This is a genomic window from Alteromonas sp. 4NH20-0104 (assembly GCF_057547795.1).
This window is the reverse complement of sequence record NZ_BAAJLP010000033.1, coordinates 1-25,713: the sequence shown is the minus strand read 5'-3', so window position 1 is coordinate 25,713 and position 25,713 is coordinate 1. Positions and strand designations below refer to the sequence as shown.

29 protein-coding genes are annotated in these 25,713 nt (G+C 49.9%); 13 read left to right on the top strand and 16 right to left on the bottom strand.

What is annotated here, in order from left to right:
* Positions 1-358: 358 nt before the first annotated feature.
* Together AC27IB_RS19490 and mgtE are read right to left on the bottom strand one after the other, a co-directional pair.
* Complete coding sequence (locus AC27IB_RS19490; RefSeq protein WP_487123001.1) at positions 359-2,554, bottom strand: prolyl oligopeptidase family serine peptidase; 2,196 nt, start codon at positions 2,552-2,554, stop codon at positions 359-361.
* Between the two features lie 100 nt (positions 2,555-2,654).
* Positions 2,655-4,013: a magnesium transporter gene (gene mgtE / locus AC27IB_RS19485; RefSeq protein WP_296047598.1), complete on the bottom strand. Its 1,359-nt coding sequence runs from the start codon at positions 4,011-4,013 to the stop codon at positions 2,655-2,657.
* Between the two features lie 242 nt (positions 4,014-4,255).
* Here mgtE and AC27IB_RS19480 point away from each other — a divergent pair, with 242 nt between their 5' ends.
* On the top strand, positions 4,256-6,259 hold the full coding sequence (locus AC27IB_RS19480; protein WP_487122998.1) for a hypothetical protein: 2,004 nt from the start codon (positions 4,256-4,258) through the stop codon (positions 6,257-6,259).
* A gap of 3 nt (positions 6,260-6,262) precedes the next feature.
* On the opposite strand, the gene AC27IB_RS19475 is transcribed toward AC27IB_RS19480, so the two are convergent.
* Positions 6,263-7,003, bottom strand: coding sequence for a helix-turn-helix domain-containing protein (locus tag AC27IB_RS19475; protein WP_296047594.1), 741 nt, complete (start codon positions 7,001-7,003; stop codon positions 6,263-6,265).
* A gap of 115 nt (positions 7,004-7,118) precedes the next feature.
* Here AC27IB_RS19475 and AC27IB_RS19470 point away from each other — a divergent pair, with 115 nt between their 5' ends.
* From AC27IB_RS19470 to AC27IB_RS19450, 5 genes are all read left to right on the top strand, one after another.
* Positions 7,119-7,460, top strand: coding sequence for a hypothetical protein (locus tag AC27IB_RS19470; protein WP_487122996.1), 342 nt, complete (start codon positions 7,119-7,121; stop codon positions 7,458-7,460).
* A 25-nt stretch (positions 7,461-7,485) separates the two neighbouring features.
* Positions 7,486-8,277 carry a DUF2145 domain-containing protein gene (locus AC27IB_RS19465; protein WP_487122994.1) on the top strand — a complete coding sequence of 264 codons (792 nt, stop codon included), beginning with the start codon at positions 7,486-7,488 and terminating at the stop codon, positions 8,275-8,277.
* A 14-nt stretch (positions 8,278-8,291) separates the two neighbouring features.
* Complete coding sequence (gene yiaA / locus AC27IB_RS19460) at positions 8,292-8,765, top strand: inner membrane protein YiaA (RefSeq protein ID WP_487122992.1); 474 nt, start codon at positions 8,292-8,294, stop codon at positions 8,763-8,765.
* Positions 8,766-8,825: 60 nt separating this feature from the next.
* The gene (locus AC27IB_RS19455) at positions 8,826-9,284 is read left to right on the top strand and encodes a hypothetical protein (protein ID WP_487122990.1); all 459 of its coding nucleotides are present in this window, start codon (positions 8,826-8,828) and stop codon (positions 9,282-9,284) included.
* Between the two features lie 138 nt (positions 9,285-9,422).
* Positions 9,423-10,460: a mechanosensitive ion channel family protein gene (locus AC27IB_RS19450; RefSeq protein WP_487122988.1), complete on the top strand. Its 1,038-nt coding sequence runs from the start codon at positions 9,423-9,425 to the stop codon at positions 10,458-10,460.
* A 75-nt stretch (positions 10,461-10,535) separates the two neighbouring features.
* Here AC27IB_RS19450 and AC27IB_RS19445 read toward each other — a convergent pair whose 3' ends face one another.
* From AC27IB_RS19445 to AC27IB_RS19395, 11 genes are all read right to left on the bottom strand, one after another.
* Entirely contained in the window at positions 10,536-10,808 is a 273-nt protein-coding gene (locus tag AC27IB_RS19445) for an HPr family phosphocarrier protein (protein ID WP_296053601.1), read from the bottom strand.
* Complete coding sequence (gene rapZ / locus AC27IB_RS19440; protein ID WP_296053600.1) at positions 10,808-11,653, bottom strand: RNase adapter RapZ; 846 nt, start codon at positions 11,651-11,653, stop codon at positions 10,808-10,810. The genes AC27IB_RS19445 and rapZ overlap by 1 nt, the downstream gene beginning before the upstream one ends.
* Before the next feature lie 23 nt (positions 11,654-11,676).
* Positions 11,677-12,135 (bottom strand): PTS IIA-like nitrogen regulatory protein PtsN, encoded by a 459-nt coding sequence (gene ptsN, locus AC27IB_RS19435; RefSeq protein WP_296053598.1) that lies wholly within the window; start codon positions 12,133-12,135, stop codon positions 11,677-11,679.
* A 15-nt stretch (positions 12,136-12,150) separates the two neighbouring features.
* Positions 12,151-12,438, bottom strand: a complete 288-nt coding sequence (gene hpf, locus AC27IB_RS19430) for a ribosome hibernation promoting factor (protein WP_296053597.1) — start codon at positions 12,436-12,438, stop codon at positions 12,151-12,153.
* A 24-nt stretch (positions 12,439-12,462) separates the two neighbouring features.
* On the bottom strand, positions 12,463-13,941 hold the full coding sequence (locus tag AC27IB_RS19425) for an RNA polymerase factor sigma-54 (protein ID WP_296053595.1): 1,479 nt from the start codon (positions 13,939-13,941) through the stop codon (positions 12,463-12,465).
* A gap of 67 nt (positions 13,942-14,008) precedes the next feature.
* Positions 14,009-14,734, bottom strand: a complete 726-nt coding sequence (gene lptB, locus AC27IB_RS19420; RefSeq protein ID WP_487122985.1) for an LPS export ABC transporter ATP-binding protein — start codon at positions 14,732-14,734, stop codon at positions 14,009-14,011.
* On the bottom strand, positions 14,731-15,303 hold the full coding sequence (gene lptA / locus AC27IB_RS19415; RefSeq protein WP_487122983.1) for a lipopolysaccharide transport periplasmic protein LptA: 573 nt from the start codon (positions 15,301-15,303) through the stop codon (positions 14,731-14,733). Before lptA ends, lptB begins: the two co-directional genes overlap by 4 nt.
* The gene (gene lptC / locus AC27IB_RS19410; protein ID WP_296053627.1) at positions 15,272-15,835 is read right to left on the bottom strand and encodes an LPS export ABC transporter periplasmic protein LptC; all 564 of its coding nucleotides are present in this window, start codon (positions 15,833-15,835) and stop codon (positions 15,272-15,274) included. Before lptC ends, lptA begins: the two co-directional genes overlap by 32 nt.
* Entirely contained in the window at positions 15,832-16,386 is a 555-nt protein-coding gene (gene kdsC, locus AC27IB_RS19405; protein ID WP_487122981.1) for a 3-deoxy-manno-octulosonate-8-phosphatase KdsC, read from the bottom strand. Before kdsC ends, lptC begins: the two co-directional genes overlap by 4 nt.
* Complete coding sequence (locus AC27IB_RS19400) at positions 16,386-17,366, bottom strand: KpsF/GutQ family sugar-phosphate isomerase (protein WP_487122979.1); 981 nt, start codon at positions 17,364-17,366, stop codon at positions 16,386-16,388. The genes kdsC and AC27IB_RS19400 overlap by 1 nt, the downstream gene beginning before the upstream one ends.
* Positions 17,366-18,322 carry a calcium/sodium antiporter gene (locus AC27IB_RS19395; RefSeq protein WP_487123043.1) on the bottom strand — a complete coding sequence of 319 codons (957 nt, stop codon included), beginning with the start codon at positions 18,320-18,322 and terminating at the stop codon, positions 17,366-17,368. Before AC27IB_RS19395 ends, AC27IB_RS19400 begins: the two co-directional genes overlap by 1 nt.
* Positions 18,323-18,975: 653 nt before the next feature.
* Between AC27IB_RS19395 and mlaF the strand changes: the two genes are divergently transcribed.
* Genes mlaF through murA form a run of 7 tightly spaced genes read left to right on the top strand, consistent with a single transcriptional unit; the run spans position 18,976 to position 23,624 of the window.
* Complete coding sequence (mlaF, locus tag AC27IB_RS19390; RefSeq protein WP_487122977.1) at positions 18,976-19,776, top strand: phospholipid ABC transporter ATP-binding protein MlaF; 801 nt, start codon at positions 18,976-18,978, stop codon at positions 19,774-19,776.
* A complete protein-coding gene (gene mlaE, locus AC27IB_RS19385; RefSeq protein ID WP_487122975.1) occupies positions 19,773-20,549 on the top strand; it encodes a lipid asymmetry maintenance ABC transporter permease subunit MlaE in 777 nt (258 codons plus the stop codon). Before mlaF ends, mlaE begins: the two co-directional genes overlap by 4 nt.
* Before the next feature lie 15 nt (positions 20,550-20,564).
* On the top strand, positions 20,565-21,035 hold the full coding sequence (gene mlaD / locus AC27IB_RS19380; protein ID WP_296052187.1) for an outer membrane lipid asymmetry maintenance protein MlaD: 471 nt from the start codon (positions 20,565-20,567) through the stop codon (positions 21,033-21,035).
* A 57-nt stretch (positions 21,036-21,092) separates the two neighbouring features.
* A complete protein-coding gene (locus tag AC27IB_RS19375; RefSeq protein ID WP_296052190.1) occupies positions 21,093-21,767 on the top strand; it encodes an MlaC/ttg2D family ABC transporter substrate-binding protein in 675 nt (224 codons plus the stop codon).
* Positions 21,767-22,060 carry an STAS domain-containing protein gene (locus AC27IB_RS19370; protein WP_296052193.1) on the top strand — a complete coding sequence of 98 codons (294 nt, stop codon included), beginning with the start codon at positions 21,767-21,769 and terminating at the stop codon, positions 22,058-22,060. Before AC27IB_RS19375 ends, AC27IB_RS19370 begins: the two co-directional genes overlap by 1 nt.
* A 25-nt stretch (positions 22,061-22,085) precedes the next feature.
* Positions 22,086-22,343: a BolA family protein gene (locus AC27IB_RS19365; protein WP_296052194.1), complete on the top strand. Its 258-nt coding sequence runs from the start codon at positions 22,086-22,088 to the stop codon at positions 22,341-22,343.
* A gap of 18 nt (positions 22,344-22,361) precedes the next feature.
* Complete coding sequence (gene murA, locus AC27IB_RS19360; protein WP_487122971.1) at positions 22,362-23,624, top strand: UDP-N-acetylglucosamine 1-carboxyvinyltransferase; 1,263 nt, start codon at positions 22,362-22,364, stop codon at positions 23,622-23,624.
* 13 nt (positions 23,625-23,637) lie between these two features.
* On the opposite strand, the gene AC27IB_RS19355 is transcribed toward murA, so the two are convergent.
* Both AC27IB_RS19355 and AC27IB_RS19350 read right to left on the bottom strand, forming a co-directional pair.
* Entirely contained in the window at positions 23,638-24,111 is a 474-nt protein-coding gene (locus AC27IB_RS19355; protein WP_296052197.1) for a hypothetical protein, read from the bottom strand.
* 80 nt (positions 24,112-24,191) lie between these two features.
* Positions 24,192-25,232 (bottom strand): trypsin-like peptidase domain-containing protein, encoded by a 1,041-nt coding sequence (locus AC27IB_RS19350; protein ID WP_487123041.1) that lies wholly within the window; start codon positions 25,230-25,232, stop codon positions 24,192-24,194.
* Positions 25,233-25,713: the final 481 nt, after the last annotated feature.

The following is a 25,713-nucleotide window of genomic DNA, read 5'->3' as shown; positions in this document are numbered from 1 at the left end:
AGTCAGCAAAGAATGGTGTCTATAGATTGTTGTCGGAGTCGCCGACCGCGACCAGAGGGTGTTGTGCGACCCGGTGACCGTGAACCACTCTGGACTCCCCGCAGCCCTTATCAGTGAAAAGCGTCATTGTCACTGGCAGAACAAACTAGACCGTCAATGACGGCACATCCATGTGCCGCATCGACTGAATCCTCATCCATGATGATTCTTCCAGTTTGTTATGTATGCCAGTGACAATGACAACACTGAAGAAGGGCACAATTATTGTCCTTTCTTCGATTGAAATAGAGCTCCCTTTAGGGAGGGAACTCAAAGCCACCTTCTTCAGAAGGTGGATTATTTACAAGAATCAGCAGACTTAATCTGCGCTTTCAGCCATGAGTTTCTCTGTCAGATAGGTAAACTCAAGGGCTACCCGCTTAGCAGTTTCCTGCTGATTAGCCGCTGCAGAGTGACCCCCGTCTATATTCTCGTAGTAAAGAAACGGCTTGCCCGAGGCTTCAAATAATTTAGCCATCTTACGGGCGTGTCCGGGATGGACCCTGTCGTCTTTGGTTGAGGTTACAAAGAACGGTTCCGGGTAGTCAACGCCGGCATCGAAGTTATGATACGGCGACATCTTTTCCAGCCATTCGCGCTCTTCGGGAATATCAGGTGAGCCGTACTCGCCAACCCAACTGGCACCTGACAGTAACAGGTGAAAACGCAGCATGTCGAGCAGCGGTACCTGCACAATCACGGCATTCCACAAATCCGGGCGCTGGGTGAGCATGACACCCATTAACAGACCACCGTTAGAACCGCCCTGAATACCGAGGTGTTCAGGAGACGTCAGCTTGTGATCAATCAGCCATTCGCCTACTGCGATAAAATCATCATAAACCAGCTGACGCTTGGTTTTCAGACCGGCCTGATGCCATTTAGGGCCAAACTCACCCCCTCCACGGATATTAGCCAGCACAAAAGCGCCGCCCCGTTCCAACCACAACTTACCTCTTAAACCACTGTAACTGGGGCGCATGGAGATCTGAAAGCCGCCATAGCCGTACAGCAGGGTAGGGGTTTTACCATCGTGTTTAATGCCCTTTTTGTGGATCACGAAAAACGGAACCATGGTGCCGTCTTTTGACTTCGCTTCTTTTTGCTCTACCACCAGGTCGTCGTCGTTAAACCAGCTTGGCAGGCTTTTTAACGTTTTCACTGCGCCGCTTTGTGGCGTATAACTCATTAATGAATCGGGCGTGAGGAAGCCCTCGTAATTGATGAGTACCGTGGTTTCCTCCTTGTCGGCAAAGGAGACCGACAGGGTGCCATTAGCAGGCAGGTCGAGTGGCTCTAACTGCCATTCTCTCTCTGCTTTGGTAATGGCAATCACCTTGCCCACCACATTGTCGCTTAAGGTCATCAGCAACTGCCCTTTGGTCATCGATACACCTTCGATGGCCTGACGCTCGTTAGGCTCAAAAATCACTTCTGGCACCGTGGCCGGGGTAATCTCGCCTGCTTCGGTGAAAGGCATCGCCAGCAGGCTGCCAGTAGAGTAAAGGGTGGTATTGCCACCGGCTTCTACAGCCCAGTCCTGCTTGATGGTAAATATCAGTTGCCCTTCAAATAAACCCACTACATCGGATTTTTCCGGCAGTGGTAAGCGCACAGCAGGGGCACCATTTTGCGGGAAAATGTAGTTTTCGCGGGTAAAAAAGGTTGGGGCGACCACTACGCCTTCTATACGGGTGCCGTTGTCCCGCTCCTGAATATACGGGAATACACCCACATCGGTCTTCTTGCCGTTGAACAGAGGGGCTGCTTCACTTAGCGGTGTGCCGCGCTGCCACCGTTTTACCACGGAAGGATAGCCAGATTCGGTCAGCGTAGTCCCATCACTGCCCCAGTCTGTGGCCACCAGAAGAGTATTATAATCAACCCAGGCGACGCCGGATTTGGCTTCAGGTAAGGTAAAACCGTCTTTTACAAAGCGCTTGGTGGAAAGGTCAAACTCCCGGATCACTACGGCATCTTTACCGCCATTTGACAGGCTTATCAGGCATTTATAATCGACTTTTGTTTTTGCTGTGTAACAGTTGGCGCCTTTATATACCCAGTTTTTATCTTCGTTTTTAGCCAGCTTGTCGAAGTCGAGGATAGTTTCCCATTGCGGTGTTTCTGTGGCATAGCTTTCAAGGGGAGTGCGACGCCACAGGCCTCTGACATGGCTGGCATCCTGCCAGAAGTTGTAAACATAGCCATTGCGGATGGTGCCGTAAGGAATTCTTTCTGATGAGTTGACGACTTCCAGCGCTTTGGCATTGAGGTCGGCATACACCGGATTAGCCTGAATATCTGCCAGCGTACGTTGATTCTGGCTACGCACCCAGTTTAGTGCTTTTTCACCTTCGACGTCTTCCAGCCAAAGGTAGGGATCTTCAGCAGAAGCTGAGGGGGCTGTGGCCGAAGGACTGGCCGTGCTGTCGCTGGTGCTGTTCTGAGCTGTCATGCAGGCACTCAGCATAAGCGAGGCGGTGGCTGCAATCATCAAAGAGCGGATCAGTTCCATTTATTATCTCCTTTGCGGTGGGCCGGTTACGGCGCTGCTACGCGCCATCGCGGCACACACTTTGTTCCAGTGGTATCAGATGTTGTGCAGTAAAGGTGAACTACACCAGAAATAAGGTCGCAGTGCCTAAAAAGGCAAAGATGCCCACTACGTCGGTAATGGTAGTCAGAATGACACTACCAGCGAGTGCGGGATCGATGCGCAGTTTTTTCATCACAATGGGTAGTGTAGCGCCTGACAGCGCAGCGGCAATCATGTTCATCAGCATCGCAAATGCGATGATAATGCCCAGTGTAAGGTCTTGTTTCCATGTGGCAATTACCGTGGCAATCAGGACCGCCCAAATCACACCGTTGAGTAATCCGATGGCAAACTCCTTGGTGATCAACCAACGGGAGTTAGACGGGTTTACATGGCCAAGGGCCATACCGCGGATCACCAGGGTCAGGGTTTGGTTACCGGCAACCCCGCCCATACTGGGCACAATCGTGTTGAGGATCGCCAGCACGGCCAGCTGACTCAGCGTGGCTTCAAACAAATCGCTGACCGCGGCGGCCATTAACGCGGTGAGCAGGTTAACGCCGAGCCAGACCGAACGTCGCCGGGTACTTTGCCAGACCGGCGCAAAAGTATCTTCTTCGTCATCCAGACCGGCCATACTCATCATGGAGTGCTCTGCATCTTCACGGATAATGTCGACTACGTCATCGATGGTGATACGGCCTACCAGACGGTGTTTGTCGTCAACCACCGGTGCCGACAGCCAGTTATATCGTTCAAACATACTGGCCACTTCATCATCGGGCATGTTAACCGGAATGGCTTCGGGTTCTTCGTCCATCACCTCAGATACTTTGGCTTCGGGATCCGTGGTGATCAGGCGGGTTACCGGTACGATACCCACCAGGTTATCCGTGCGGCTTACCACATAGAAGGTATCGGTGTTTTCGGGTAAGTCGCCCTTTAATCGCAAATAGCGCAATACTACATCAATCGACACTTCCGGACGCAGGGTGATGGTATCGGTGTTCATGATGAAACCGGCGGTTTCCTCACCGTAGGACATGGCTTGTTCGGCGCGATGGCGGTCCTGAGCATCCATGGATTGCAGTACATCCTGCAGCACTTCTTCCGGCAGGCTCGACAGGGTTTCGGCCAGATCGTCGGTATCCATGTCTTCCAGGGCGTCAACCACCTTGGCAGGCATCATTTTGGCAATAATACCGTTACGGACTTCTTCGGAGAGCTCTTCGATAACATCACCGTGGAAATCGCTGTCGAGCAGTTCCCACAAATCATCACGGGTTTTAGTTGGGCTGGATTCCAGGATCAGTGCCACGTCGCTCGGCGGCATTTCATGCAGTTGTTTACGAACAGAAACAAAGCGGCCTTCAGACAGCGCCTTATTTATGCCACGTAATTGTGAACGCGCATAATTTGCTTCTATCGCTTCTGCCACCGGTAATCCTTGAGAATGTCACTATGCCTGTAAGATTAACTCAGCGGCCGATTTCTGTCATGGATTAAAATGTTAACTGACTGTTTTTTATTCGGTAAAGCCAGCATATCCATAAAGACTATAGCTAAAAGTTATGAGAATTATCATAAAGTATACAATATTTAATTTTACCATCTGGTATAAAAGGATTTGCATAATTTAAATAAAACAATAGCTTGAACTAAAGTTGTAGGTGACGCGCTGTGCAAACACTGAATGAGAAAAACAGAAATGCCCTGACCGCCGTATTTCCCTCTGTAACACAGCATCAGAATAACCTGATGAACCTTAATCGCTGGTGGGACAAGGTTGCCCTGGTGGGCAAAATCAACAGTCTCAATGTGCCACAAAGTCTGCTGGCGAATATGCTTGATACCAAGGGCGAGTTTGCCGATTTACAAGCGTTACTCATTGAGAACCTGCTGGCTGAGCAGGTGCAGCAAATAGGCCGTAAACACCGCTCCATTGCCCAAACCTTGATTGATATTCCTAATCGTAATTTATTTGAGCGAACCGCCGATGTGGGGTTTTTAGCCACTGATACCCGTTTTGTCAGTTATTTGAAATCAACGCAGGTGGATCCGGCAGCGACTCAGGTGGTGCAGCAACATATGCTTGAGTATGCGGCGAAGTACTCGGTTTACGATGATGTTATGTTGTTCGATGTGAACGGTAAGCTTAAAGTCCGCATGAATTCGGCCGTGGCCGAGCAATTAGGTAGCGACCCGGTTATTCAGGAGCTCCTTGACGGTCAGCAGGAATATATCGAAATTTGTCGTTTTTCGCCGCTTTGTCCTCACAAGCCACTGTCGTCACTGTTTCTGGCCCCGGTCAGGGATCCGCAGAGCAATGTGCCCCTTGGTGTGCTTTGCCTGAGTTTTAAACTCGAAAATGAAATGGCGTCGTTATTTGCCGATCTGAGCGATGGCAGCGGCCTGGTGATGGCGTTACTCGATGCTAACGGAAAAGTCCTCGAGGCGAGCCATCAGGCATTACTGTCGCGGGGAGAACGTATCGACGTACACCGACAAGACCAGTTTATCACCCTTAACAACCAACAATACTTCTGTACCGTAGCGCCCACGCGAGGCTATCAGGGGTACATGGGCTTATCGTGGCAGGGTTGTGTGCTGATGCCCTTTTCACGTTCGGTGGAGCAGCAACGTTCAGAGAGGGATAATGACAAGGCCCAGCAAGATGTGGCCCGCTGGCAGGGGTTTTCAGCCACGCTGAGTAATATCCAGCATCGCTCCAAAGTAGTAACCGATGATTTGGATTTGGTTGTTCTTAACGGCCGTATAGCGGCGGCACGGACTGATGCCGATGAATTTATTCCGATTCTGGAAGAAATTCGTCAGATTGGTCGCCAGATGCAGGGGATATTCAGTAGTTCAGTCAGTCAGCTAATGAGTACCGCCCTCACCACGCACTACAATGCGCTGAGCGCTCAGGCAGCGCTGGCCATTGACATCATGGATCGCAATTTATATGAACGGGCCAATGATTGCCGCTGGTGGGCATTAACAGAGCAGTTTATCCACGCTTTAGGGGCCGCAGCGGTAACGGCGGATGCACAACATGAGATGAGTGCCATACTGTCGTATATCAACGAATTGTATACCGTTTATACCGGGATTTATGTGTACGACCGAAGCGGGAAGATAGTCGCCGTGTCATCCTCTTCATTGGATGATTGGTTAGATACCCAGGCCGCGGAGCCGACGCAATGGCGCAGTGTCTTAGCGCTAAGTAGTTCGCAGCAGTACAGTGTGTCGGCTTTTCATCCTTCAGACTATTATCAGCAGCGACCCACTTATATTTACAATGCAGCCATCCGTCATAACAATCAGGTGGTTGGCGGAATTGGCCTGGTGTTCGACAGTGAACCTGAGTTTCGGCAAATGTTGGACGATGTGCTCAATAGCAGTTCGGCCAAACGAATGGGGGTCTTCATAGACCGCCGTGGCCAGGTCATTTCAGCCAGTGCCCAGGCCCCCTGGCAGGCCGGTGAATATCTGGCGCTGCCAGCCGAAATACTTAACCACGGCAGAGGTGGCCAGGGCGCCGGCATTTATACCCTCGACCAGCAACAGTATGTTATCGGGTTTGCGGTGTCCAAGGGCTACCGCGAATATAAAACCGAAGATGGCTACAGCAACGACACTATCGCGTTAATGATTGAACGAAATCAGTCTGAGTCTGACTGAACGCTATGTGGGAGTGCGACGCATGGCTTCAAACAGTGACGGCTCCCAGGGCCGCATGGCCATTAATAGCCCCATATGGGTGCGTTCGTTAATGGGTAACCGGGCGTCTTCTTCGTTGAGTTCAGCGGCCTCCCGGGTAAGCTGGTTAAGACGGCGCTGAATGATCTCTACGGAACTCTGCGAATACCGGCCGCGCAAATAAAAACGAAAAGCCCAGGGTTCGTTTTTCTTTGGCGACATGAACTTTACCATGACTTCCTGCTCCATAAATCGCTCCAACGGCCCGCCCGGGATCCAACGAAAATCCTGGGCAATCAATAGCCGATACCGGTTACCGGGCAGAAACTCAATCAGCTTTAGCCGATCGAGTTTTACCATCAACCGCACAGCCTCGGGTTCGCTGATATCGTAATAATCAATAATTTCATTAAATTGCCAGCCGTCTCGCACGCACACAGCGGCTAATAATAAACGGGGGTTGTCGAGTAAATCCCGCTCCTGATCCTCAGAAAGCTGCGACACCTTGGGTTGGGATTGAGCCACCTGGATAAACACATCACTCAGGGTTAGCCCCAGTGCTTCACAAACCTGCTCCAGGCGCTCCAGGGTAAAACTTTGTTGCGAGAAACACCGTTTTACACTTGCCTCGCTTAACTGCAACTGTTCAGACAAGGATTTGTAGGTCATTCCCTGTTCTTTTAGCAATTGTTTTAATCGCTGTGTTACCTGCTTAATCTGACTCATAGTATTAAAATCCGATACCTTTGGTGTAGCAATATACTACATATTTAAATTGAGTTTACTTATTTTCTACCAGGGACTAGCTTGAAGGGGAACCAACCAATGAAGGACTATGACAATGAAAAAATTAATCATCGCTTTACTGACCAGCGCCGTTGTTGCTCAGGGAGCTATGGCTGCTGACTCCGTTGATCACAGCGGCCAGGCTAGCAAGCACAGTGTGCTGGCCAGTGTGGAAGGGGTTTCAACAACCGCTTCAGTAGCCAGCGCGGTAGTGGCTGCACCGGTTATTATTACCGGCCTGAGCGTAGTGGCTGTCGCCGACTCAACCCACCAGTCGGTTAAAACCCTGCATGCCAAACATCAGCAAAACACTAAACCTCTTACTATTACTACCCGCGTGATCACGCGCGATCCGCCGCCTTCAGAAGTAGTGGTAGAACAAACGGTAAAACACTAAGTATTCATTGGACAAGGAGCTGATCATGCGAGTCATTATTGCAGTACTATTGATTATACTCACTGCCGGCGCTCAGGCCGGCAGTCAGGCGCCGTCAAAATCGGTATTTCAACCAGAGCAAATCATAGACTTTGCCAAGCAGGTCGAGCGGTATGCGGCAGAACATCGGGCTCACGCCTTTATTATCGGCCGGGTAGGCCGCCCGCAAAAAGAACTGCCCAAAGGCATTCATTTTACCCATACAGCGGTGGCGGTTTACTCTGCCATTACCCTGGATGATGGCAGTACCGAATACGGTTACGCCATTCACAATCTCTACCAGCGCGCAGACGACCCGGGTCGCAGCGACATCATTGTTGATTACCCGGTGGATTTTTTCTGGGGCGCACAAACGCTTAAGGCTGGCATTGTAATACCAACCCCAGCGGTGCAGGAGCGCCTCATTGCGCTAATCAGTGAACAAAACCACCTTGGTTTGCACAATCCCCGTTATTCGGTGGTGGCCAACCCTTTTAACAGCGAACGGCAGAATTGTACTGAATTCACCCTGGATATGCTGCAGGCGGCCATGTACCAAACCGAAGATAAACAGCGAATTAAAGCCAACAATGCCGCCTATTTTAAACCGCAGCGAGTGCATATCAGCCCGCTAAAACTGGCGGTGGGCAGCATGGTGACAGATGGGGTAACCACTTCTGATCACAAGGGGCGGGTTCGCACAGCTACCTTTACCACTATTGGCCACTACTTAGCGCAGTTTAACTTATCTCAACATGCCGTGGTGCTCTATGCCAATGGCCGCACTCAAGCTATTTAACCGAGGATATCGACATGGAAATCTCAACTCAAACGATGACAAATGCACCCACCAAAGCTTTTCGGATTGCTGCAGTAGCAGCGCTTATTATTGGAGTTGCCAGTTACCTGATTGGCTTATTTAACGCTTACATGCAGCTTAATGAAAAAGGCTATTACCTGACCGTCATGCTACTGGGATTATTCGCTGTGGTGTCTTTACAGAAAACCATCCGCGATAAAATGGCTGGAATCGAAGTGACCCGGGCATACTTTATTGCTTGTGGTGTAGCAACGGTGGCTGCCATTGCCCTGTTAATAGTGGGGTTGTACAACGCAGAACTTGCACTTAGTGAAAAGGGCTTTTTCGGAATGGCCTTTGTATTGAGTATGTTTGCGGCCATTACCGTGCAAAAGAACGTACGGGATTGTGCTGAGGCTAAATCCGAGAGTGTCACTACTCAGTCAACCACCAGCCAGGCAGCCACTTTCGTTCCAGAAGCTGAGTAAGTAGCCTGAAGGCTACTTACTCTACATCGATATTCAAGCGATGAACTCAACAAGGATTGAATGATGGGTAAAAGTTTCTGGATAGGGTTAATTACCGCCTTCGTTGTTATTAATCAAATACTGGTGGACTGGGTATTGGCTGTATTTGTTGGCGACTACGGAGTAGCAGAAGGTTTTACTAAGGTTACACGGTATTTAACTGTCGACAGTCTGCTACTTGCCGCAGGATTCAGAGCCATTCCCTACGGTGCTCTGTTGCTGGTAGGGCTAACTACCAATCTGAAACGTTCCATACCAGGCAAGTTTGCTCTTTGGTCTGCTCTATTTGTCGTTATGGGGCTCCACTTTTGCGGGTACTGGCATATGCTTTATGCCTCTTATACCCCGCAACGAATGTCTTCTACCGCGGTGCTGAACATTATTCTTGTACCGCTAAATGCTTTGCCGATAGGGGCAGTAGCCGGTAGTGTGGTGTTCATGGGAGCACGGTTTTGGCAAAGGTTCCGTAACAAGTGCTGATTCCAGCGCTTCTATTCATAAAGCCAGGCTCGATGCCTGACTGAACTATGAAAGCTTACTATTTCGCTCTGGCTTTTCTGATCTATTCAGGGGCAAAGCGGTTATTAACTAGCAGGAACAGCGCAAAGGAATAAGTTAATGGAATCATCTACCGGCGAACTGGTTAGCGCGTTAAGCAGCTACTGGCAGGCATTTATCGTTAAACTGCCGGCCATTGCGCTGGGATTATTGGTACTGATGCTGACCTTGTGGCTGGCGGGGCGGCTCTCGGCAGCGTTGCTTAAGCCTATTGGTTATCTCTCTTCCAGTCCGCTATTGCGCTCGGTGAGTCAGCGCGCACTAAGCCTGATTTTCATCCTATTCGCACTCTATGTGTTTTTAAAGCTCTCCGGCCTTACCGAGTTTGCCGTAGCCATCATGAGCGGAACTGGTGTGCTGGGATTGATTTTGGGCTTTGCCTTTCGGGATATCGCCGAAAACATGATTGCCAGTTTGCTATTAACGGTGCAGCGCCCATTCCGCATTGATGACGTGGTGCAAATTAACAATTACACCGGGGTGGTGCAGAAAGTCACGACACGCGCCACCACGCTGGTAGATTTTGACGGTAATCATATTCAGATCCCTAACGCCGTCATTTACAAAGGGACCATTAAGAATCTCACCGCTAACCCCAAAATGCGCGGCCAGTTTACCTTAGGCATTGGTTACGATGCCGACTGTCAGCAGGCTCAGCAGTTGGCTTTACAGCTTATAAGCGACCATCCCAATGTACTGAAAGAGCCAGAGCCGTTAGTGCTGGTTGATGAGCTTGGCTCGGCGACGGTAAATCTCAAAGTGTATTTCTGGATTAATGTTGAGAATACCAGCGTGATTAAAATGGCGTCGGTATTGATGCGCGACCTGGTAGAACTGTTTACCGCTAAGGGTATAAGCATGCCGGACGACGCCCGTGAAGTGATTTTCCCGCAGGGCGTGCCGGTAACGATGGTGAATAATCCGGAGCAGGTTAGCGAGCAAAAAGAACCGGTTAAGCAAAGTCCGGTCAGCGAACCTAAAGCCGTAGCAGAGAAACGTACGGCGGCTCATGATGACGTTTCCAGTGAAAACGATGATATACGCCGCCAGGCAGAAGAAGCCAGAGCGCCGGAGCAGGGCGCTAATATATTGTCTTAGCGCATGATTAAGTGATTAATCTTTGCATCGCAAGGAAAGCACAGATAACCGCTTCACAGAGGTTAGCTGTGTGCGTTACTCGTCTTCGTTAAAGCGGCCAACAATCAGGTCTTCCACTGCTGCCATGGCGGCTTCGGCGTCGGGGCCTTCGCTGATCACATCCACCTGTTCGCCCTGATGACTTTCCATTAGCATTAATCCCAATACGCTGTTGGCATTAGCTTCTTTATCGCCTTTTTTGAGGGTGATCTCGGCATCGAACTGATTAGCCAGTTGTACTAACTGTGTGGCAGCCCGGGCGTGCAGGCCCAGTTTATTGACGATAGTAAGGGTTTTTTCTACACGCATTATCGGTTTAACTCCCGGTGACGAATTTGCACATCCGGATGCTTATCGCCGTATATTTTGGCCAGAGACTGCGCCACAAATACGGAACGATGCTGGCCGCCGGTGCAGCCAATGGCGATGGTCACATAGCTGCGATTATTTCGCTCCAGATGGGGCATCCAGGTATCCAGCAGGTTTTGGATTTGCCAGATAAATTTGGTGACAATGGGCTGCGAGCCCAGAAAAGCTTCTACCGGCGAGTCCAGACCGGTTAAATGTTTTAAGTCAGGCTCCCAGTGCGGGTTAGGTAAAAAGCGGACATCGAATACATAGTCGGCGTCTTTGGGAATACCGTGCTTAAAGCCAAATGACTCAAACACCAGTACCAGTCGGGAGCTTTTCTTACCCAAAATCCGTTCACGGATAAGCTCAGCCAGCTGATGAATCGACAGGTGGTCGGTGTCGATATACAAATCAGCACGCTCTACAATGGGTGCTAACAGCTCTTTTTCTGCCAGAATGGCATCGGCCAGTGACTTGTTCAGTTTTGCCAGCGGATGCAGGCGGCGGGTTTCGCTAAAGCGTTTTACCAGCATGTCGTCGCTGGCATCCAGATAGACAATGGTCATCGACCAGGACGAAGGCAGATAATCAAGGATCTCTACCAGTTCGTCGGGATCTTTAGGCAGGTTGCGAACATCTATACTCACCGCCACCTGGTCGTATTCGTCAACCACCGTATGGGTTAACGTTGGGAGCAGATTAACCGGAATGTTATCAACGCAGTAGTAGCCCAAATCTTCCAGGGCTCTTAGCGCAACCGATTTGCCGGAGCCGGAGCGCCCGCTGATAATAATAAGTTTCATATGTTGTCAGACTCCCTGCCGGACTATTGTGCAGCCTCGTCGCACAGAGCGGCGATAACCTGTTCCTTCGATTCGGCGTTACGGATGGTTTTTACAATACTTTTCTGGCTCAGCTTGCCGGCGATGGTAGCCAGTGTCTGCAAATGACCTTCGGTTTGGGTTTCAGGGACCAGAATGGCAAAAAAGATATCGACCGGTTTATCATCAATGGCGTCGAATGCGATGGCTGGGGTAGTGGTTACCACAACGGCCGTAACCTTGGATAGGTTAGCCAGTCTGCCATGGGGTAAGGCAATGCCATTGCCGATGCCAGTGCTGCCCATTTTTTCCCGGCTTAGCAGTGCATTCAGGGCATCTTCTTTTTGAATTTCAGCGTTGGTTTCGGCAGCAATGTCGCTGATAATTTCTAAAATTCGTTTTTTACTGTTGCACTGGACCGCACATTTAGTGCGATCCAGGCTAACTAAGGCTTGAATATTCATAAGGTTATTTGGGGCCTAGTGCTTTTTAAGCTTTTCCTTATGCTTGATTACCTGACGATCCAGTTTGTCGACCATACTATCTATCGCGGCATACATATCTTGATTTTCTGACGACGCAAATACTTCCGCACCACTTAAATGCATCGTGGCTTCGGCTTTTTGAGAAAGCTTTTCCACGTTGAGGATCACATGCACATTGGATATGTGATCAAAGTGGCGCTCCAGTTTACTAAACTTGGTATCAACATAATTACGCAAAGAATCGGTTATCTCGATGTGATGACCTGTAAGATTTATTTGCATAGTTCGTCTTCCTTATATTTCGGCCTAAATAAGGCTCTTGCGTTGGTTAGACGGTGGAATCGACAAAGATTCCCGGTATTTTGCTATTGTTCGCCGGGCAACTTTAATACCTTGTTCGGCCAACAATTGAGCAATTTTACTGTCGCTTAGTGGTTTACTGGGCTTCTCGGCGGCAACCAGTTTTTTAATCAGTGCGCGGATAGCGGTAGAGGAACATTCTCCGCCAGACTCGGTGGCTACGTGGCTGGAGAAGAAGTATTTCAGTTCAAAGATACCGCGGGGCGTATGCATGTACTTTTGGGTAGTTACCCGCGAAATGGTGGATTCATGCATATCGACCATTTCGGCTACGTCGTTGAGGACCATAGGCTTCATCATTTCCGGGCCGTGCTCAAAAAAGCCCATTTGTTGCTGCACAATACAGTTAGCTACTTTGAGCAATGTTTCATTGCGCGATTCGAGGCTCTTAATGAACCACTTTGCTTCCTGCATGTGGGAGCGAATAAACTGCGAGTCTGAGCTGTTACGGGCTTGTCTGCTCATGGCTGCATACTGCTGGTTTACGCTCAGTTTTGGCAGGCTGTCGGGGTTCAGTTCAACTACCCAACGGCCTTTCTTTTTGGTGACTGACACGTCGGGGATCACATATTCAGATTCCTGCGTGATAAGTGCGCTGCCAGGACGAGGATTCAGGGTTTGCAGTAAACGCATGGCTTCACGCAAATCATCTTCTTTGAGCCGCGATTTACGCATCAGCGTGCGATAATCTTTGCTGCCAAGCAAATCAGCATAGTCTTCAATAAGAATCATTGCTTCCTTAAGCCAGGGCGTTTCGGGAGCAAATTGTTTGAGCTGAACCAGTAGACACTCCTGCGGGGTACGTGAGCCTGAACCAATCGGGTCGAACATCTGAATACGCTTGAGCACGCATTCAATTTCATCAACTTCTACGGGCTCTTCCATATCTTCAGTATTGACGCTCTGCAGGATATCTTCAACCGTAACGGTTAAATAACCGGATTCATCAATGGAATCGATAATGGCAATGGCTATGGCGCGGTCTACATCGCTAAAGGGGGTGAGGCGCATCTGCCACAGCAGGTGATCCTGAATGTTGTCGGTGGTTTCACCCTGAAAAATTTGTTCATCATCAGAAGACGCCGGCCCTGGTGCAGGTGCAGAAGACGCCGAGTAATACTCGTCCCAGGTACTGTCGATAGGCAGTTCATCAGGCAGCTCGTTTTTCTCGAGCGCCTCGTTGGTATCCATGCTGGTGTCGGTGCTGGCTGTTGCTGCGGCATCCGCTTCGGCATCGAGTTTACTTTTCTCAATGGTGTCGTTATCGCTGGTGTCATCAACTTCCAGTAACGGATTTGAATCGAGTGCTTCCTGGATTTCCAGTTGTAAATCCAGGGTCGAAAGTTGCAGCAGTTTAATCGCCTGCTGCAATTGTGGCGTCATAGTAAGTTGTTGACTAAATTTGAGCTGTAAAGATGGTTTCATCTACTTCTGTTCTTAACGCCTTGCTTGTTATTGATAGGGACAAAATTTGTTGTCTTTATGTATCTAACTATAGCCTGAATTGCTCACCCAGGTATACATCCTTGACCTTTTGATTACTTAAAACCTGTTCCGCGGTGCCCTGAGCGATTAATTCACCCTGACTCACAATGTAGGCTTTCTCACAGACGTCGAGGGTTTCCCGGACGTTGTGGTCGGTAATCAAAATACCAATTCCACGATCACGAAGATGTTGTATGATCTTCTTTATATCATTAACCGAAATTGGGTCAACTCCTGCAAAGGGTTCATCAAGCAAAATAAATTTCGGATTAGCGGCCAGCGCCCTGGCAATTTCCACCCGGCGCCGCTCACCACCCGACAAACTCATCCCGGTACTATTACGTATATGGTTAATATTAAATTCATCAAGTAGGGCATCGGCTTCATTTTGCTGTTCGGCAGAATTTAAGTCTTTGCGCGTCTGCAATATTGCCATGATATTGTCAAAAACACTTAACTTTCTGAAAATAGACGCTTCCTGAGGTAAATAACCAATGCCATTACGGGCGCGCTCGTGCATGGGCTGGCGGGTTAAATCCATATCGTCGATGCGGATATCGCCTTTATCCAGTGCTACCAGACCCACAATCATGTAGAAGGTGGTGGTTTTACCGGCCCCATTGGGACCGAGCAAGCCAACAATCTGGCCGGCAGAAACTTCAACGCTGACATCCCTAACTACCTGCCGGGACTTATACGACTTGGCTAAGTGTTTGGCGGTGAGGGTGGTCATTCGTCTTGGTTGTCCTGTTGGTCGTCTTCGCTGCCATTGGCCTTGTTTTCGTCGCGCACGGCTTCAATGTCTTCCAGACTGAAAACGGTGCGTACCCGGCCATCTTCACTGCCGCTGCCATCACCGGTGGCTTTCAGTTGTTCCTTGTCCATGTCGTAAACAATCGTTTCGCCTTTTACCACACTGGTATTCTGGTTTAACTCAGCATCGCCGGATAAAGAAATCGTGCGGTTAGCCACTTCATAACGAATTTCGAATGCCCGGGCTTCGACCACCCGGCCATCGTCTAAGGTCTGGCTGTATACCGCCGGCTTACCGGTAGCAATAAAGATTTCTTTGCCTTTACCGCCGCCTGCTTCAACTTCAACGCGGTCGGCCTGAATGCTTAATGTGCCCTGAGTAACCTGGACGTTATCAATCAGAATGGACTTTTTATTCTTACCATCCAGAAACTGTGATTCAGAAAACACTTCAATGTCTTTCTTGAAATCTGACTTGGCTGCCAGTACCAGCGCCGGCGAGATGGCCAGCGTCAGACTAGTTAGCAGGGGAATAAGTCGTTTGCACATGTTGATTCAACTCATAAGTTTTATTCAATAGGTTGGCGCGAAGTCCGTTACTAAATATCAGGAAATCAGGCCCCGAAATTTCCACCCTGGCGTCAGACACCATGGTTTGTTGGTCCAAATCTATCTCAAGGTAGTCTGTGGTTACACGCTGCACAAAGTCAGCCTGGTTTTTACTCACAATCACTACGTTATTTTCCAGTTGTATCATGTTGTTATCATACAACGTGCCTTCGTCGGCGACTACTTGCCAGGGCGGTTCGCCAGACTCCTGATAAATAGTGTACTGGGGCGCTAAAAACAGGACGAACCCCAGTTGCTCGTAGTTTTCCATGGTTGACGAAAACACTTCGTGCACACGCTGACCCTGTTCATTGTATAACGTGGTGGTCAGGTTGCGGGCTTTATAACTGGGGGTAATCGCCAGCACATCCTGATCCGGTGCGACAACCGGATCTTCGGCCAGATAGCCGGGCAGGTACAGCAATGACGCCAGGATAAACAGACTGGCAATGCTCAAACCTACTTTATTCATACACTGGCCCCTAAAATACCCTGTAAAGCATCGTTGGCCTGCAGCAGCGTGTCGCACACTTCTCTGACCGCGCCGAAACCACCGGGCAGGGTGGTGATCCAGTTGGCTTGTTGAATCACCTGAGGATGCGCATCCTGTACCGCAATGTTAACTGCGCTGTGGTTAAACATACCGGTATCCGGCATATCATCGCCAATCGCTGCCACCTGTTCTCTGGTAAGCCCTAATGAGCTGATGAGAGCAGCCAGCGCGTCGGCTTTGTTTTCTTCACCCTGAATAATATGCGACACCTTTAATGATGTCATACGGTCCTTAACAATAACTGAACGCCGGCCGGTAATCACCGCCACTTCAATGCCAGCATTAACCAGAGCCTTAACGCCATAGCCGTCGCGGGTATGAAATGCTTTTAATTCTTCGCCCTGATTACCCAGATAAATGCGCCCGTCAGAGAACACGCCATCCACGTCACAAACCAGCAGCCTGATGCCTTTAAGCTGTTGGAAAAACGCCTCAGGCAAATCAGTATACAGCGTTTTTACCGTACTCATTACAATACTCCCGCTTTTAACAGCATGTGCATGTTAAAGGCACCTACCGGCTGATTGTTTTCATCTACGACTAACAGCGCGCTAATTTTATATTGTTCCATTAAATTAAGTGCTTCAACGGCGAGGTCTTCGCCGTGGGAGGTTTTACAGCCGCGGGTCATTACCTCTTCCATCCGGGTGTTATGAATATCTACCCGGGCATCCAGCAATCGGCGTAAATCGCCATCGGTGAACACGCCCAACAGCTTTTGCTGACGGTCGGTAATACCGGTAAGCCCCAGCCCCTTGCGGGAAATTTCCAGCAGGGCCTCAGACACGGTTGCCTGTTCCGGCACCAACGGAATTTCGTCACCGCTTAACATTATGTCGGCCACCGTGAGCAATAATTTGCGGCCCAGACTGCCGCCGGGGTGAGACAGAGCGAAATCGTCAGAGGTAAAACCATTGGCATCGAGTAAGGCTACCGCGAGGGCATCACCCATCACCAGGGTCACCGTGGTACTGGTGGTTGGCGCCAGGCCCAGCGTGCAGGCTTCCTGTTCAACGCCAATGTCGAGTACCACGTCGGCATGTTTGCCCAGGGTGCTGTCGGTACGGTTTGTCATGGCAATGACCGGAACATTGAGACGCTTCACCACAGGTAACAGGTTGAGCAGTTCACCGGTTTCGCCGGAATTTGAAATGGCCAGCAGGACATCGTTTGCGCCAAGCATGCCCAGATCGCCGTGGTTCGCTTCGCCCGGGTGCATAAAAAAAGCCGGGGTGCCCGTGCTGGCAAGGGTAGCGGCGATTTTATTGCCCACATGACCGGATTTCCCCATGCCACTGACCACGACCTTACCCTGACAGTTTTTCAGCAGTTCACACGCTTGAATGAAACGCTCATCAAAGCGTTCCGCAAGGGCTGCTATCGCGGCTTGCTCGATGCTGACAACGCGCTTGGCCGACTCGATAAAGGAAGATTGTTGTTGTGATGTCATTAGGCAAATAACCAATACTGATAAACCAGGTAGCAGCCCACTAGCAGGACTGCTTCGACACGGTTGATTCGTCGTGTCCCACGGAAATTAAAACTAAACACTAATAATAGCAGGGTCAGTCCCAGCATCACCAGTGCGTCACGGTGGGCGGCATTTTCGTCGAGTAAGCCCGGCGCGAGGAGCCCCGGCATGCCAAGCACCGCCAGCAAATTAAAGATATTCGAGCCAATTACATTACCCAGGGCGAGATCGTCTTCGCCCTTCATCACCCCGGCCACACTGGCGGCCAGTTCGGGCAGGCTGGTACCCAGTGCAATAATGGTTAAGCCAATGACCAAATCACTCATGCCGAAGTAACGGGCGATATGAACGGCGGAGTCTACCATAAAGTGGGCACTTAACGGCAACAGGACTAACCCTAAGCCAATCCACATCACCGCATGGGAATTTTCCACTGCTGTGGGAATTTCATCCCTGGTTTCATTCATCAGCGGATCGCCTTTGTCTACCAGTAGCGAGATCCAGGCCATACCGGCCAGCACAAAAATAAACAGCAGAATAAGAATAACGCCCTCAATCGAGGTGAGTTCGCCGTCATACAGGAAATACACGGCAATCACGTTGATCACCATTAACAAGGGGAATTCCCGTTTCAGGGTGCTGGACGACACCAGTAAAGGTTTAATAAGGGCAGTAATACCGAGTACTAATCCGATATTGGTAATGTTGGAGCCCAGGGCATTGCCTACTGCGGTGTTCGGATTGCCGTTGATAGACGCGACGGCAGACACCACAATTTCCGGCGCTGAAGAGCCCATGGCTACTATCGTCAGGCCAATCATCATAGGCGATATACCGATGTTCTTAGCCAAAGCCGATGCGCCATAAACAAATTTGTCGGCACTCCAGCTTAGTACCGCGAGTCCGGCCAGAAAAATAGCTACCTGAAGTATCACACCAAAACCTGCTTCCATCGAAAGTGGTATTCTCGCAAAAAAATGCGCTTATTCCTATGTTTAGGCTGACAGAAAAATGCGTCAGTCCGGTCTTATTACCTGTAGGAGGTGCACATCGGCTAAATGAACTTTCTCGACCCGTTGGGCGTTTTAATGGCTAAAGAGGGAGTTTTTCTGGGCCTAAGTCCAATCGTCATGGAACGTCTGCTTGTGTAGAGTGTCACAGAGTTAACTGCGTGTATAACTAGCGCTGGTGAGCAAGTCTTTGATTATTATTTAGATTGAAGACTTTGATTAACTGGTTATTAAATATACCTACATGAATGTATGTAATTAACTTATACTATGGTAGAATCCGCCGCACAGTAAGCAATAGCCGCTTCAGCGAAGATTCAGGGTTTATTCTACCCCATAGAACAATGCTATTCGTTAATTAAAACGGTAATTCGGTCATAATTAGCGGATAATATAAATCTAATATACTTGGCTGGCAGGCTGTATCCTGCAATAGCGTTCGTGATATAAATTGTAACTTTTTCGGTTTAGGCAGAATACGCAAACCGTCATACAATGAACGCGGTAAAAATAAACCGTAGCCGGGTGGTTTCACCGGGCTTCCAGGGCTTAGGCCTGCACAGGAAATGCAAAGTAACATGGACTATCTAGTCGACGTAAAAAATATGACCTTTTCCCGTGGGGAGCGCGTTATTTATGACGGCATATCCCTGCGCGTGCCAAAAGGCAAAATTACTGCCGTGATGGGCCCCAGCGGAATAGGTAAAACGACGTTGCTCAGGCTGATTGGCGGGCAACTGATTCCCGACAGCGGTGACATTACCTTCGACGGTCAATCGATCCCGGCAATGGGCCGCAAAACGCTTTATCAAAATCGTCGCCGCATGAGCATGCTGTTTCAAAGCGGCGCGTTGTTCACCGATATGACCGTGTTCGATAATGTTGCTTTTCCATTGCGAGAGCACACCAGCTTATCTGAATCTATCATTGCTACCATCGTTGCGCTGAAATTGCAGGCGGTAGGCCTGCGCGGTGCGGCACAAATGATGCCCAGTGAATTATCCGGTGGAATGGCCCGGCGGGCGGCCCTGGCCAGGGCAATCGCGTTGGATCCGGAGCTTATTATGTACGATGAGCCCTTTGCTGGTCAGGATCCGATTTCCATGGGGGTGCTGGTGAAGCTTATTCGTGAGCTCAACGACGCGCTCAACCTCACGAGTATCGTGGTTACCCATGATGTGACCGAGGTACTGACCATTGCTGATTATATCTATATTCTCGCCGACCAGCGGGTGATTGGCGAAGGGTCGGCCGAGCAAATTAAAGGCAGTGATTCTGAACTGGTACAGCAGTTTCTGCAGGGTAAGGCTGATGGACCGGTGCCGTTTCATTATCCGGCAGACGATTTGCGCGCAGCATTTTTAGGAGAAAGCGATTGAACTGGATACAACAAACCGGTCGCCACACTCTGGAACGGTTAGCCGCCACGGGTCGCGCGGGACTCATGATATTCGGGGCGCTATTTGCAGCGCCAAGTCTGAAAAATATTCCGCTGACTATTCGTCAATTATATGTAGTGGGCGTGCAGTCGCTGGCAATTATAATTGTATCAGGCCTGTTTATTGGCATGGTCATGGCGTTACAGGGTTATACCATTCTCACCGACTATGGTGCAGAAGGCAGCCTGGGTCCTATGGTTGCCCTTTCGCTGCTTCGTGAACTGGGCCCTGTGGTAACAGCATTATTATTTGCCGGTCGCGCCGGTTCAGCGTTAACCGCTGAAATTGGCCTGATGAAGGCTACTGAGCAATTAAGCAGTTTGGAAATGATGGCGGTTGATCCGCTGCGCCGGGTAGTGGCCCCCCGTTTTTGGGCTGGCATGATAGCCATGCCTATGCTGGCGCTGATTTTCTCTGCAGTAGGCATACTTGGCGGCCATTTGGTTGGCGTTGACTGGCTGGGCGTAGATGCCGGCAGTTACTGGTCAATTATGCAGGCAACCGTCGATTGGGACAAAGATGTCATAAATGGGGTCATAAAAAGCCTCGTCTTTGCCCTGGTTGTGACCTGGATTGCCATATTTAAAGGATATGATTCGATACCAACCTCGGAAGGTATCAGTCAGGCAACCACACAAACCGTGGTGTTTTCGTCATTGGCAGTATTAGGGTTGGACTTCGTGCTCACCGCCCTGATGTTTGGTATTGAATAAAGGGGGCTGGGTACGATGAATCGTTATAAAACGGAATTAATGGTAGGTGTTTTTGTCTTAATGACAGTTGCCGCCTTGTTACTGCTGGCGTTAAAAGTCGCTAATCAAACGGTGATCACTGATGGTGATACCTACACCCTGTATGCCAAGTTTGAAAACATTGGTGGGTTGAAAGTGCGTTCACCGGTTAAAGTGGGCGGCGTTACCATTGGGCGGGTGAATGCCATCAAACTGGATAAGGATGACTACAGCCCGGTTGTTGAGTTAACTATCCAGAGTGAATACAACGAGTTTCCGGAAACCAGTTCAGCGTCAATTCTGACCTCGGGATTACTCGGTGAACAATATGTTGGTTTTGAACCCGGTTTTACCATTGATGGGGTTGAGAACCTGGCTGAAGGTGACTATATCGAGGACACCAGTTCAGCGTTAGTGCTGGAAGAACTGATTGGTCAGTTCCTGTTCAGCCGCAATAGTGAAGAATAGTGACAACAAGCCGGTCTTTATTAATAAGTCTTGCGTTGTCAGGTTAGGAGAGAGAAGTTGAAAGCAAAATTAGCCGCATTTTTTACCTTAGTGCTTATGGTGGTAGCGCCAGTGAGTGCCCAGGATGCCTTGCCCGAGGTCAATAGCCAGGACCCCTATAAAATGGTGGAACAGGTGGGTAACCGTACCTTTGAGCGTATTAAGTCATCAAAGCAGGAAATTGCCGCAAATCCGGAAATTCTTCGTGACATTATGGATCAGGAACTGCTGCCTTATATCGATTACCAGTACAGTGCGTTTAAAGTGCTGGGCAAATATTTCGATATGAAGAAAACCGACCGCGAAACGTTAATCGAATACATTCGGGTGTTTCGTCAGTATCTGGTAACCAGTTATGCCGATGCACTGAGCTATTACGATGATCAGGAAGTGCTGTTTTCGCCACCGCAGGATTTTGATGGTGATAAAACGGTAACCGTACGCGCGCTTATCCGCGATGGCCAACGCCCGGATATCAAAGTGGCTTTCAAAGTGCGGAAAAAAGATAAAGAGTGGAAGGCCTACGACATGGTTGCCGAGGGCATCAGCATGTTGCAGAACGAAATTAAGCAATATGAGCCGGTTATGCGCACCGAAGGCATCGAAAAAGTCATCGAGCTTATGCGTGAGCGTATTGCCAAGCCTATCGAGCTGAAATCTCTAGACGGCAGCACCCGTGAGGCCAGTGAATAGTGACCGACAAACAAACCATCAAACTCAATGGCGCTTTAGACAGCCAGACCCTGAGTCAGGAGTGGTGGTCGTCGCTGAGCAATAGTGACCAGCAGCGCTTGCGCGCTGCTAAACACTGCGAACTCGACTTTCAGGATGTTCAGCGAGTCGATAGCGCTGGCCTGGCGTGGACCCTTAACGCCATTCGTGAGGGAAAAGCACAAGGGGTCAAAATTACTTTGTGCAACCTGCCGGAAAAAATGCTTAAATTGGCAAAAATCAGCGAACTCGACGACGTATTGCCGGTCGGGTAAAAACTATAGATACTGCCGGAGAGTCATGGACATTAAAGATATTGAAAGCTTACTGAAAGAAAAACTCGACTTAGCCGAAGTACATGTTAAAGGTGACGGTTCTCATTTTACCGTGATTGCAGTAAGCGATGCCTTTGCAGAAATGAGTCGCGTCAAACGTCAGCAAGCCGTATACGCCCCATTGAATGCACTCATTGCCGACGGTTCAATGCATGCCGTCTCCATTAAAACTTTTACTGAGAAAGACTGGCAGCGCGAGCGTCAGTTTAATATGCCGCAATAACCCACGCAGGATTCACCAGTGGATAAACTCATTATTAAAAAAAGTCCGCCGTTGAGTGGCGAAGTGGTTATTTCAGGCGCTAAAAATGCCGCCTTGCCATTACTCATGACCAGTTTGCTAACCGCACAACCGTGCCGTTACAGCAACGTGCCTCAATTAAAGGACATCAGCACCACCCAGGCGCTGTTAAAAGACCTTGGCGTGGGCGTAGAACAGCAGGAAGCCAATACGGTACTGCTTCACGCTGCCGAGCTTACCAGCGATACCGCTTCTTATGAGTTAGTGCGCACCATGCGTGCATCGATTCTGGTACTGGGTCCGCTACTTGCCCGACTGGGCACTGCCAACGTTTCCTTGCCCGGTGGCTGCGCGATTGGTGCGCGACCGGTCAATCTGCATCTGGAAGGCCTCGAGAAAATGGGCGCGGTGATCAGTGTTGACGAAGGCTACGTGCGTGCCAGTGTTGATGGCCGCCTAAAAGGCGCTCGTATCTTCATGGATATTGTGAGTGTGGGTGCGACTGAAAACCTGATGATGGCCGCGGCCCTGGCCGATGGTGAAACCATTATCGAAAATGCCGCCCGTGAGCCGGAAATTGTCGACCTGGCGAATTGCCTTAACAGCATGGGCGCGCGCATCTCCGGTGCCGGCAGCGATAAAATTCGTATCCATGGTGTTGAAGCGCTCAATGGTTGCGACTACGCGGTATTACCTGATCGTATTGAAACCGGGACTTATCTGGTCGCGGCAGCGGTTACGGGGGGGCATGTGAAATGTTTAAATGCGGCCCCGGAAACCCTCGACGCGGTTTTATCCAAGCTACAGCAGGCGGGGGCGGTTATTACTACCGGTAAAGACTGGATTGAGCTTGACCGCCGTCACACTCCGCTTACAGCGGTAAAAGTAAAAACCGCGCCACATCCTGGCTTCCCGACTGATATGCAGGCCCAGTTTGTGGCACTGAATGCCGTAGCAACGGGCACTGGTGTCATTACCGAAACGATCTTCGAAAATCGCTTCATGCACGTGCCTGAGTTGCAACGCATGGGCGCTGAAATTGCGCTGGAAACTAACAGTGCAGTGAGTAAAGGCGAGTCGTCACTGAAAGGTGCGCCGGTAATGGCTACCGATTTACGTGCGTCAGCCAGCCTGATTATTGCGGGTTTAGTTGCCGAAGGGGAAACTCATATCAGCCGCATTTATCATCTGGATCGTGGCTATGAAGCCATCGAACATAAGCTGGGTGGTTTGGGCGCAGTGGTCTCCCGGGTTAGCGAATAGCCTGCGCTATTTTCTAATCACAGCGGCCGTTAGCGGCCAGAATATTTCGTACCCGCTGTTCATCAAAGTGTATAGCATGCTTGTTAAGGGCGGGTAGAAATTCATCCAGCGATGCACCGGTAATTGCACCGGGAAAAGCTTTTTCCACACTCTGCCGGGCAATATGCATCGATAACTGGTTGTTACCTTCTCCAAGCAAAAACTGCGCGACCATCCCCATTTCGGCGCCCCGCTGAATTACCTTAGACACCATCTTGATGGCTTCTGGCGTGCCTAACTGCCACTCGCTGATAACGGCTATTGAAGCAAAATACTGTAAATCCTGCTCATGACGAAAACGGGAAACGTCGCGAACATAGTCAGCGGCGCATTTTTCCGACCAGGTACCACGAAAAAACAGCAACAACAAGTTACCCGCTAAGTGGATGGTGTAGCTCCCGTATTTAAGGCTTGGGCTGGAGTTTACCCTGGTAATCACTTCTACCATTTAGATTGTTCCTGAACTGCAGATCCATTACTTCAATAATAGATGACGAATTCAAAAACGGGGTGATTTTTTACGAAATGCTATTGTAGCTGGAGCTCAGCCACCGTTACCTGCATGGTAAATAAGCTCGCACGACGACTGACTTCCAGTTCCAGGACCGTGCCGGGCTGGGTTTCCGCAATCATATCCAGCGCTTTAGAGGCGCTCTCCAGACGAATACCATCGATAGACATTATGATATCGCCGGGGCGTAATCCGGCCTGTGCAGCTGGCGATTTAGCCGCTACCGCTTTCACTTCAATACCCGGACCGCCGCGTAATTCTTCGCCGATGAAGCCAAGTTGCCCCCGGGTGACCTTGCCGTTAGTAATAATGGACTCCATTACCCGTACTGCGAGCTCGTAGGGAACCGCAAAATTAATCCCGTCGACGATATAGGTGCCGCGACGTTCATCACGCACCTGAAAGTTGGCGTTGGTAATGCCTACCAGGTAGCCATTGCTGTCGACCAGTGCGCCGCCTGAGTTACCCTGGTTGAGAACGGCATCAGTCTGAATAAAATCAACATAGCTGTTGGATAACCCCGTTCTGCCAGCCCGGCTTACGATGCCCTGCGTGATGGTTTGACCAAGGTTATAAGGATTCCCAATGGCCATTACCACATCACCTACGCGTAAATCAGGCTCTTCCAACTGGGGGATGACATGCAGGTTGTTTTCATTGACTTTCAACACCGCCAAATCGGTAAGTTGGTCGGAACCGATAATTTGCGCTTCGGCTACGCGGTTATCCTGCAGTGCAACGAAGATACTGCTGGCGTCTTTAATCACGTGGTGGCAGGTAAGAATGTAACCAGACTCAGTCATAATGACGCCGGAGCCCAAACTGGTGCGCTGGCGTGCCTGATTGTTATAATTGGGATTGTTCTCGATACTCACGCTGTAGATGTTGACTACCGCCGGGGCAGAACGACTCAGGGCCGGGTAGTAGGTTTCACGCTTGGCACTTTGGGGCGTTTGCGCCAACCAACTGGTTCCAAAGCCGGTCCCTTGGCGTAGATCCGGCACCAAAAACAGGATCAGCAAAGCCACTACCAGTCCTAAAAAGACTGAACGAAACATAAATGAAAAGAGTTGTCTGCTCGCCACGTTAATTCTTATTCTGCTTGACGTTGGGCCTGCCACAACCCAGAGAGATTAATAATAATAATAAGCATAACATTTTCGTCAGGAAGGTTATAAGAAGTTTTGCCAAACAACTTCTGTATTCCCTGAATTCTGCACGCTCCAGGCACCTAAGAATTTTCTTCCTTCCCATCATCCCGGCATACGCTCAGTAAGTAACCGGAGCCTCCCACCCCGTCACCCCGGCATACGCTTAGTAAGTAACCGGAACCTCTCACCCCGTCATCCCGGCACACGCTCAGTAAGTAACCGGGGCCTATTACCCCGTCACCCCGGTATACGCTTAATAAGTAACCGGAACCTCTCACCCCGTCATCCCGGAATTTTCGAAGAAAATATCCGGGATCTCCTGAACAGTTTTACTCACCCAAAAGGAGTATCTCAAGTAGTCAGGTGACTAAGGAGATACCGGCTCGGT

What these genes read in the sequence shown, in the direction of transcription:
- AC27IB_RS19490 (WP_487123001.1), bottom strand. Translation starts at nt 2,554, where the DNA reads ATGGAACTGATCCGCTCTTTGATGATTGCAGCCACCGCCTCGCTTATG.
- AC27IB_RS19475 (WP_296047594.1), bottom strand. Translation starts at nt 7,003, where the DNA reads ATGAGTCAGATTAAGCAGGTAACACAGCGATTAAAACAATTGCTAAAA.
- AC27IB_RS19470 (WP_487122996.1), top strand. Translation starts at nt 7,119, where the DNA reads ATGAAAAAATTAATCATCGCTTTACTGACCAGCGCCGTTGTTGCTCAG.
- AC27IB_RS19465 (WP_487122994.1), top strand. Translation starts at nt 7,486, where the DNA reads ATGCGAGTCATTATTGCAGTACTATTGATTATACTCACTGCCGGCGCT.
- yiaA (WP_487122992.1), top strand. Translation starts at nt 8,292, where the DNA reads ATGGAAATCTCAACTCAAACGATGACAAATGCACCCACCAAAGCTTTT.
- AC27IB_RS19455 (WP_487122990.1), top strand. Translation starts at nt 8,826, where the DNA reads ATGATGGGTAAAAGTTTCTGGATAGGGTTAATTACCGCCTTCGTTGTT.
- AC27IB_RS19450 (WP_487122988.1), top strand. Translation starts at nt 9,423, where the DNA reads ATGGAATCATCTACCGGCGAACTGGTTAGCGCGTTAAGCAGCTACTGG.
- AC27IB_RS19445 (WP_296053601.1), bottom strand. Translation starts at nt 10,808, where the DNA reads ATGCGTGTAGAAAAAACCCTTACTATCGTCAATAAACTGGGCCTGCAC.
- rapZ (WP_296053600.1), bottom strand. Translation starts at nt 11,653, where the DNA reads ATGAAACTTATTATTATCAGCGGGCGCTCCGGCTCCGGCAAATCGGTT.
- ptsN (WP_296053598.1), bottom strand. Translation starts at nt 12,135, where the DNA reads ATGAATATTCAAGCCTTAGTTAGCCTGGATCGCACTAAATGTGCGGTC.
- hpf (WP_296053597.1), bottom strand. Translation starts at nt 12,438, where the DNA reads ATGCAAATAAATCTTACAGGTCATCACATCGAGATAACCGATTCTTTG.
- AC27IB_RS19425 (WP_296053595.1), bottom strand. Translation starts at nt 13,941, where the DNA reads ATGAAACCATCTTTACAGCTCAAATTTAGTCAACAACTTACTATGACG.
- lptB (WP_487122985.1), bottom strand. Translation starts at nt 14,734, where the DNA reads ATGACCACCCTCACCGCCAAACACTTAGCCAAGTCGTATAAGTCCCGG.
- lptA (WP_487122983.1), bottom strand. Translation starts at nt 15,303, where the DNA reads ATGTGCAAACGACTTATTCCCCTGCTAACTAGTCTGACGCTGGCCATC.
- lptC (WP_296053627.1), bottom strand. Translation starts at nt 15,835, where the DNA reads ATGAATAAAGTAGGTTTGAGCATTGCCAGTCTGTTTATCCTGGCGTCA.
- kdsC (WP_487122981.1), bottom strand. Translation starts at nt 16,386, where the DNA reads ATGAGTACGGTAAAAACGCTGTATACTGATTTGCCTGAGGCGTTTTTC.
- AC27IB_RS19400 (WP_487122979.1), bottom strand. Translation starts at nt 17,366, where the DNA reads ATGACATCACAACAACAATCTTCCTTTATCGAGTCGGCCAAGCGCGTT.
- mlaF (WP_487122977.1), top strand. Translation starts at nt 18,976, where the DNA reads ATGGACTATCTAGTCGACGTAAAAAATATGACCTTTTCCCGTGGGGAG.
- mlaD (WP_296052187.1), top strand. Translation starts at nt 20,565, where the DNA reads ATGAATCGTTATAAAACGGAATTAATGGTAGGTGTTTTTGTCTTAATG.
- AC27IB_RS19365 (WP_296052194.1), top strand. Translation starts at nt 22,086, where the DNA reads ATGGACATTAAAGATATTGAAAGCTTACTGAAAGAAAAACTCGACTTA.
- AC27IB_RS19355 (WP_296052197.1), bottom strand. Translation starts at nt 24,111, where the DNA reads ATGGTAGAAGTGATTACCAGGGTAAACTCCAGCCCAAGCCTTAAATAC.
- AC27IB_RS19350 (WP_487123041.1), bottom strand. Translation starts at nt 25,232, where the DNA reads ATGTTTCGTTCAGTCTTTTTAGGACTGGTAGTGGCTTTGCTGATCCTG.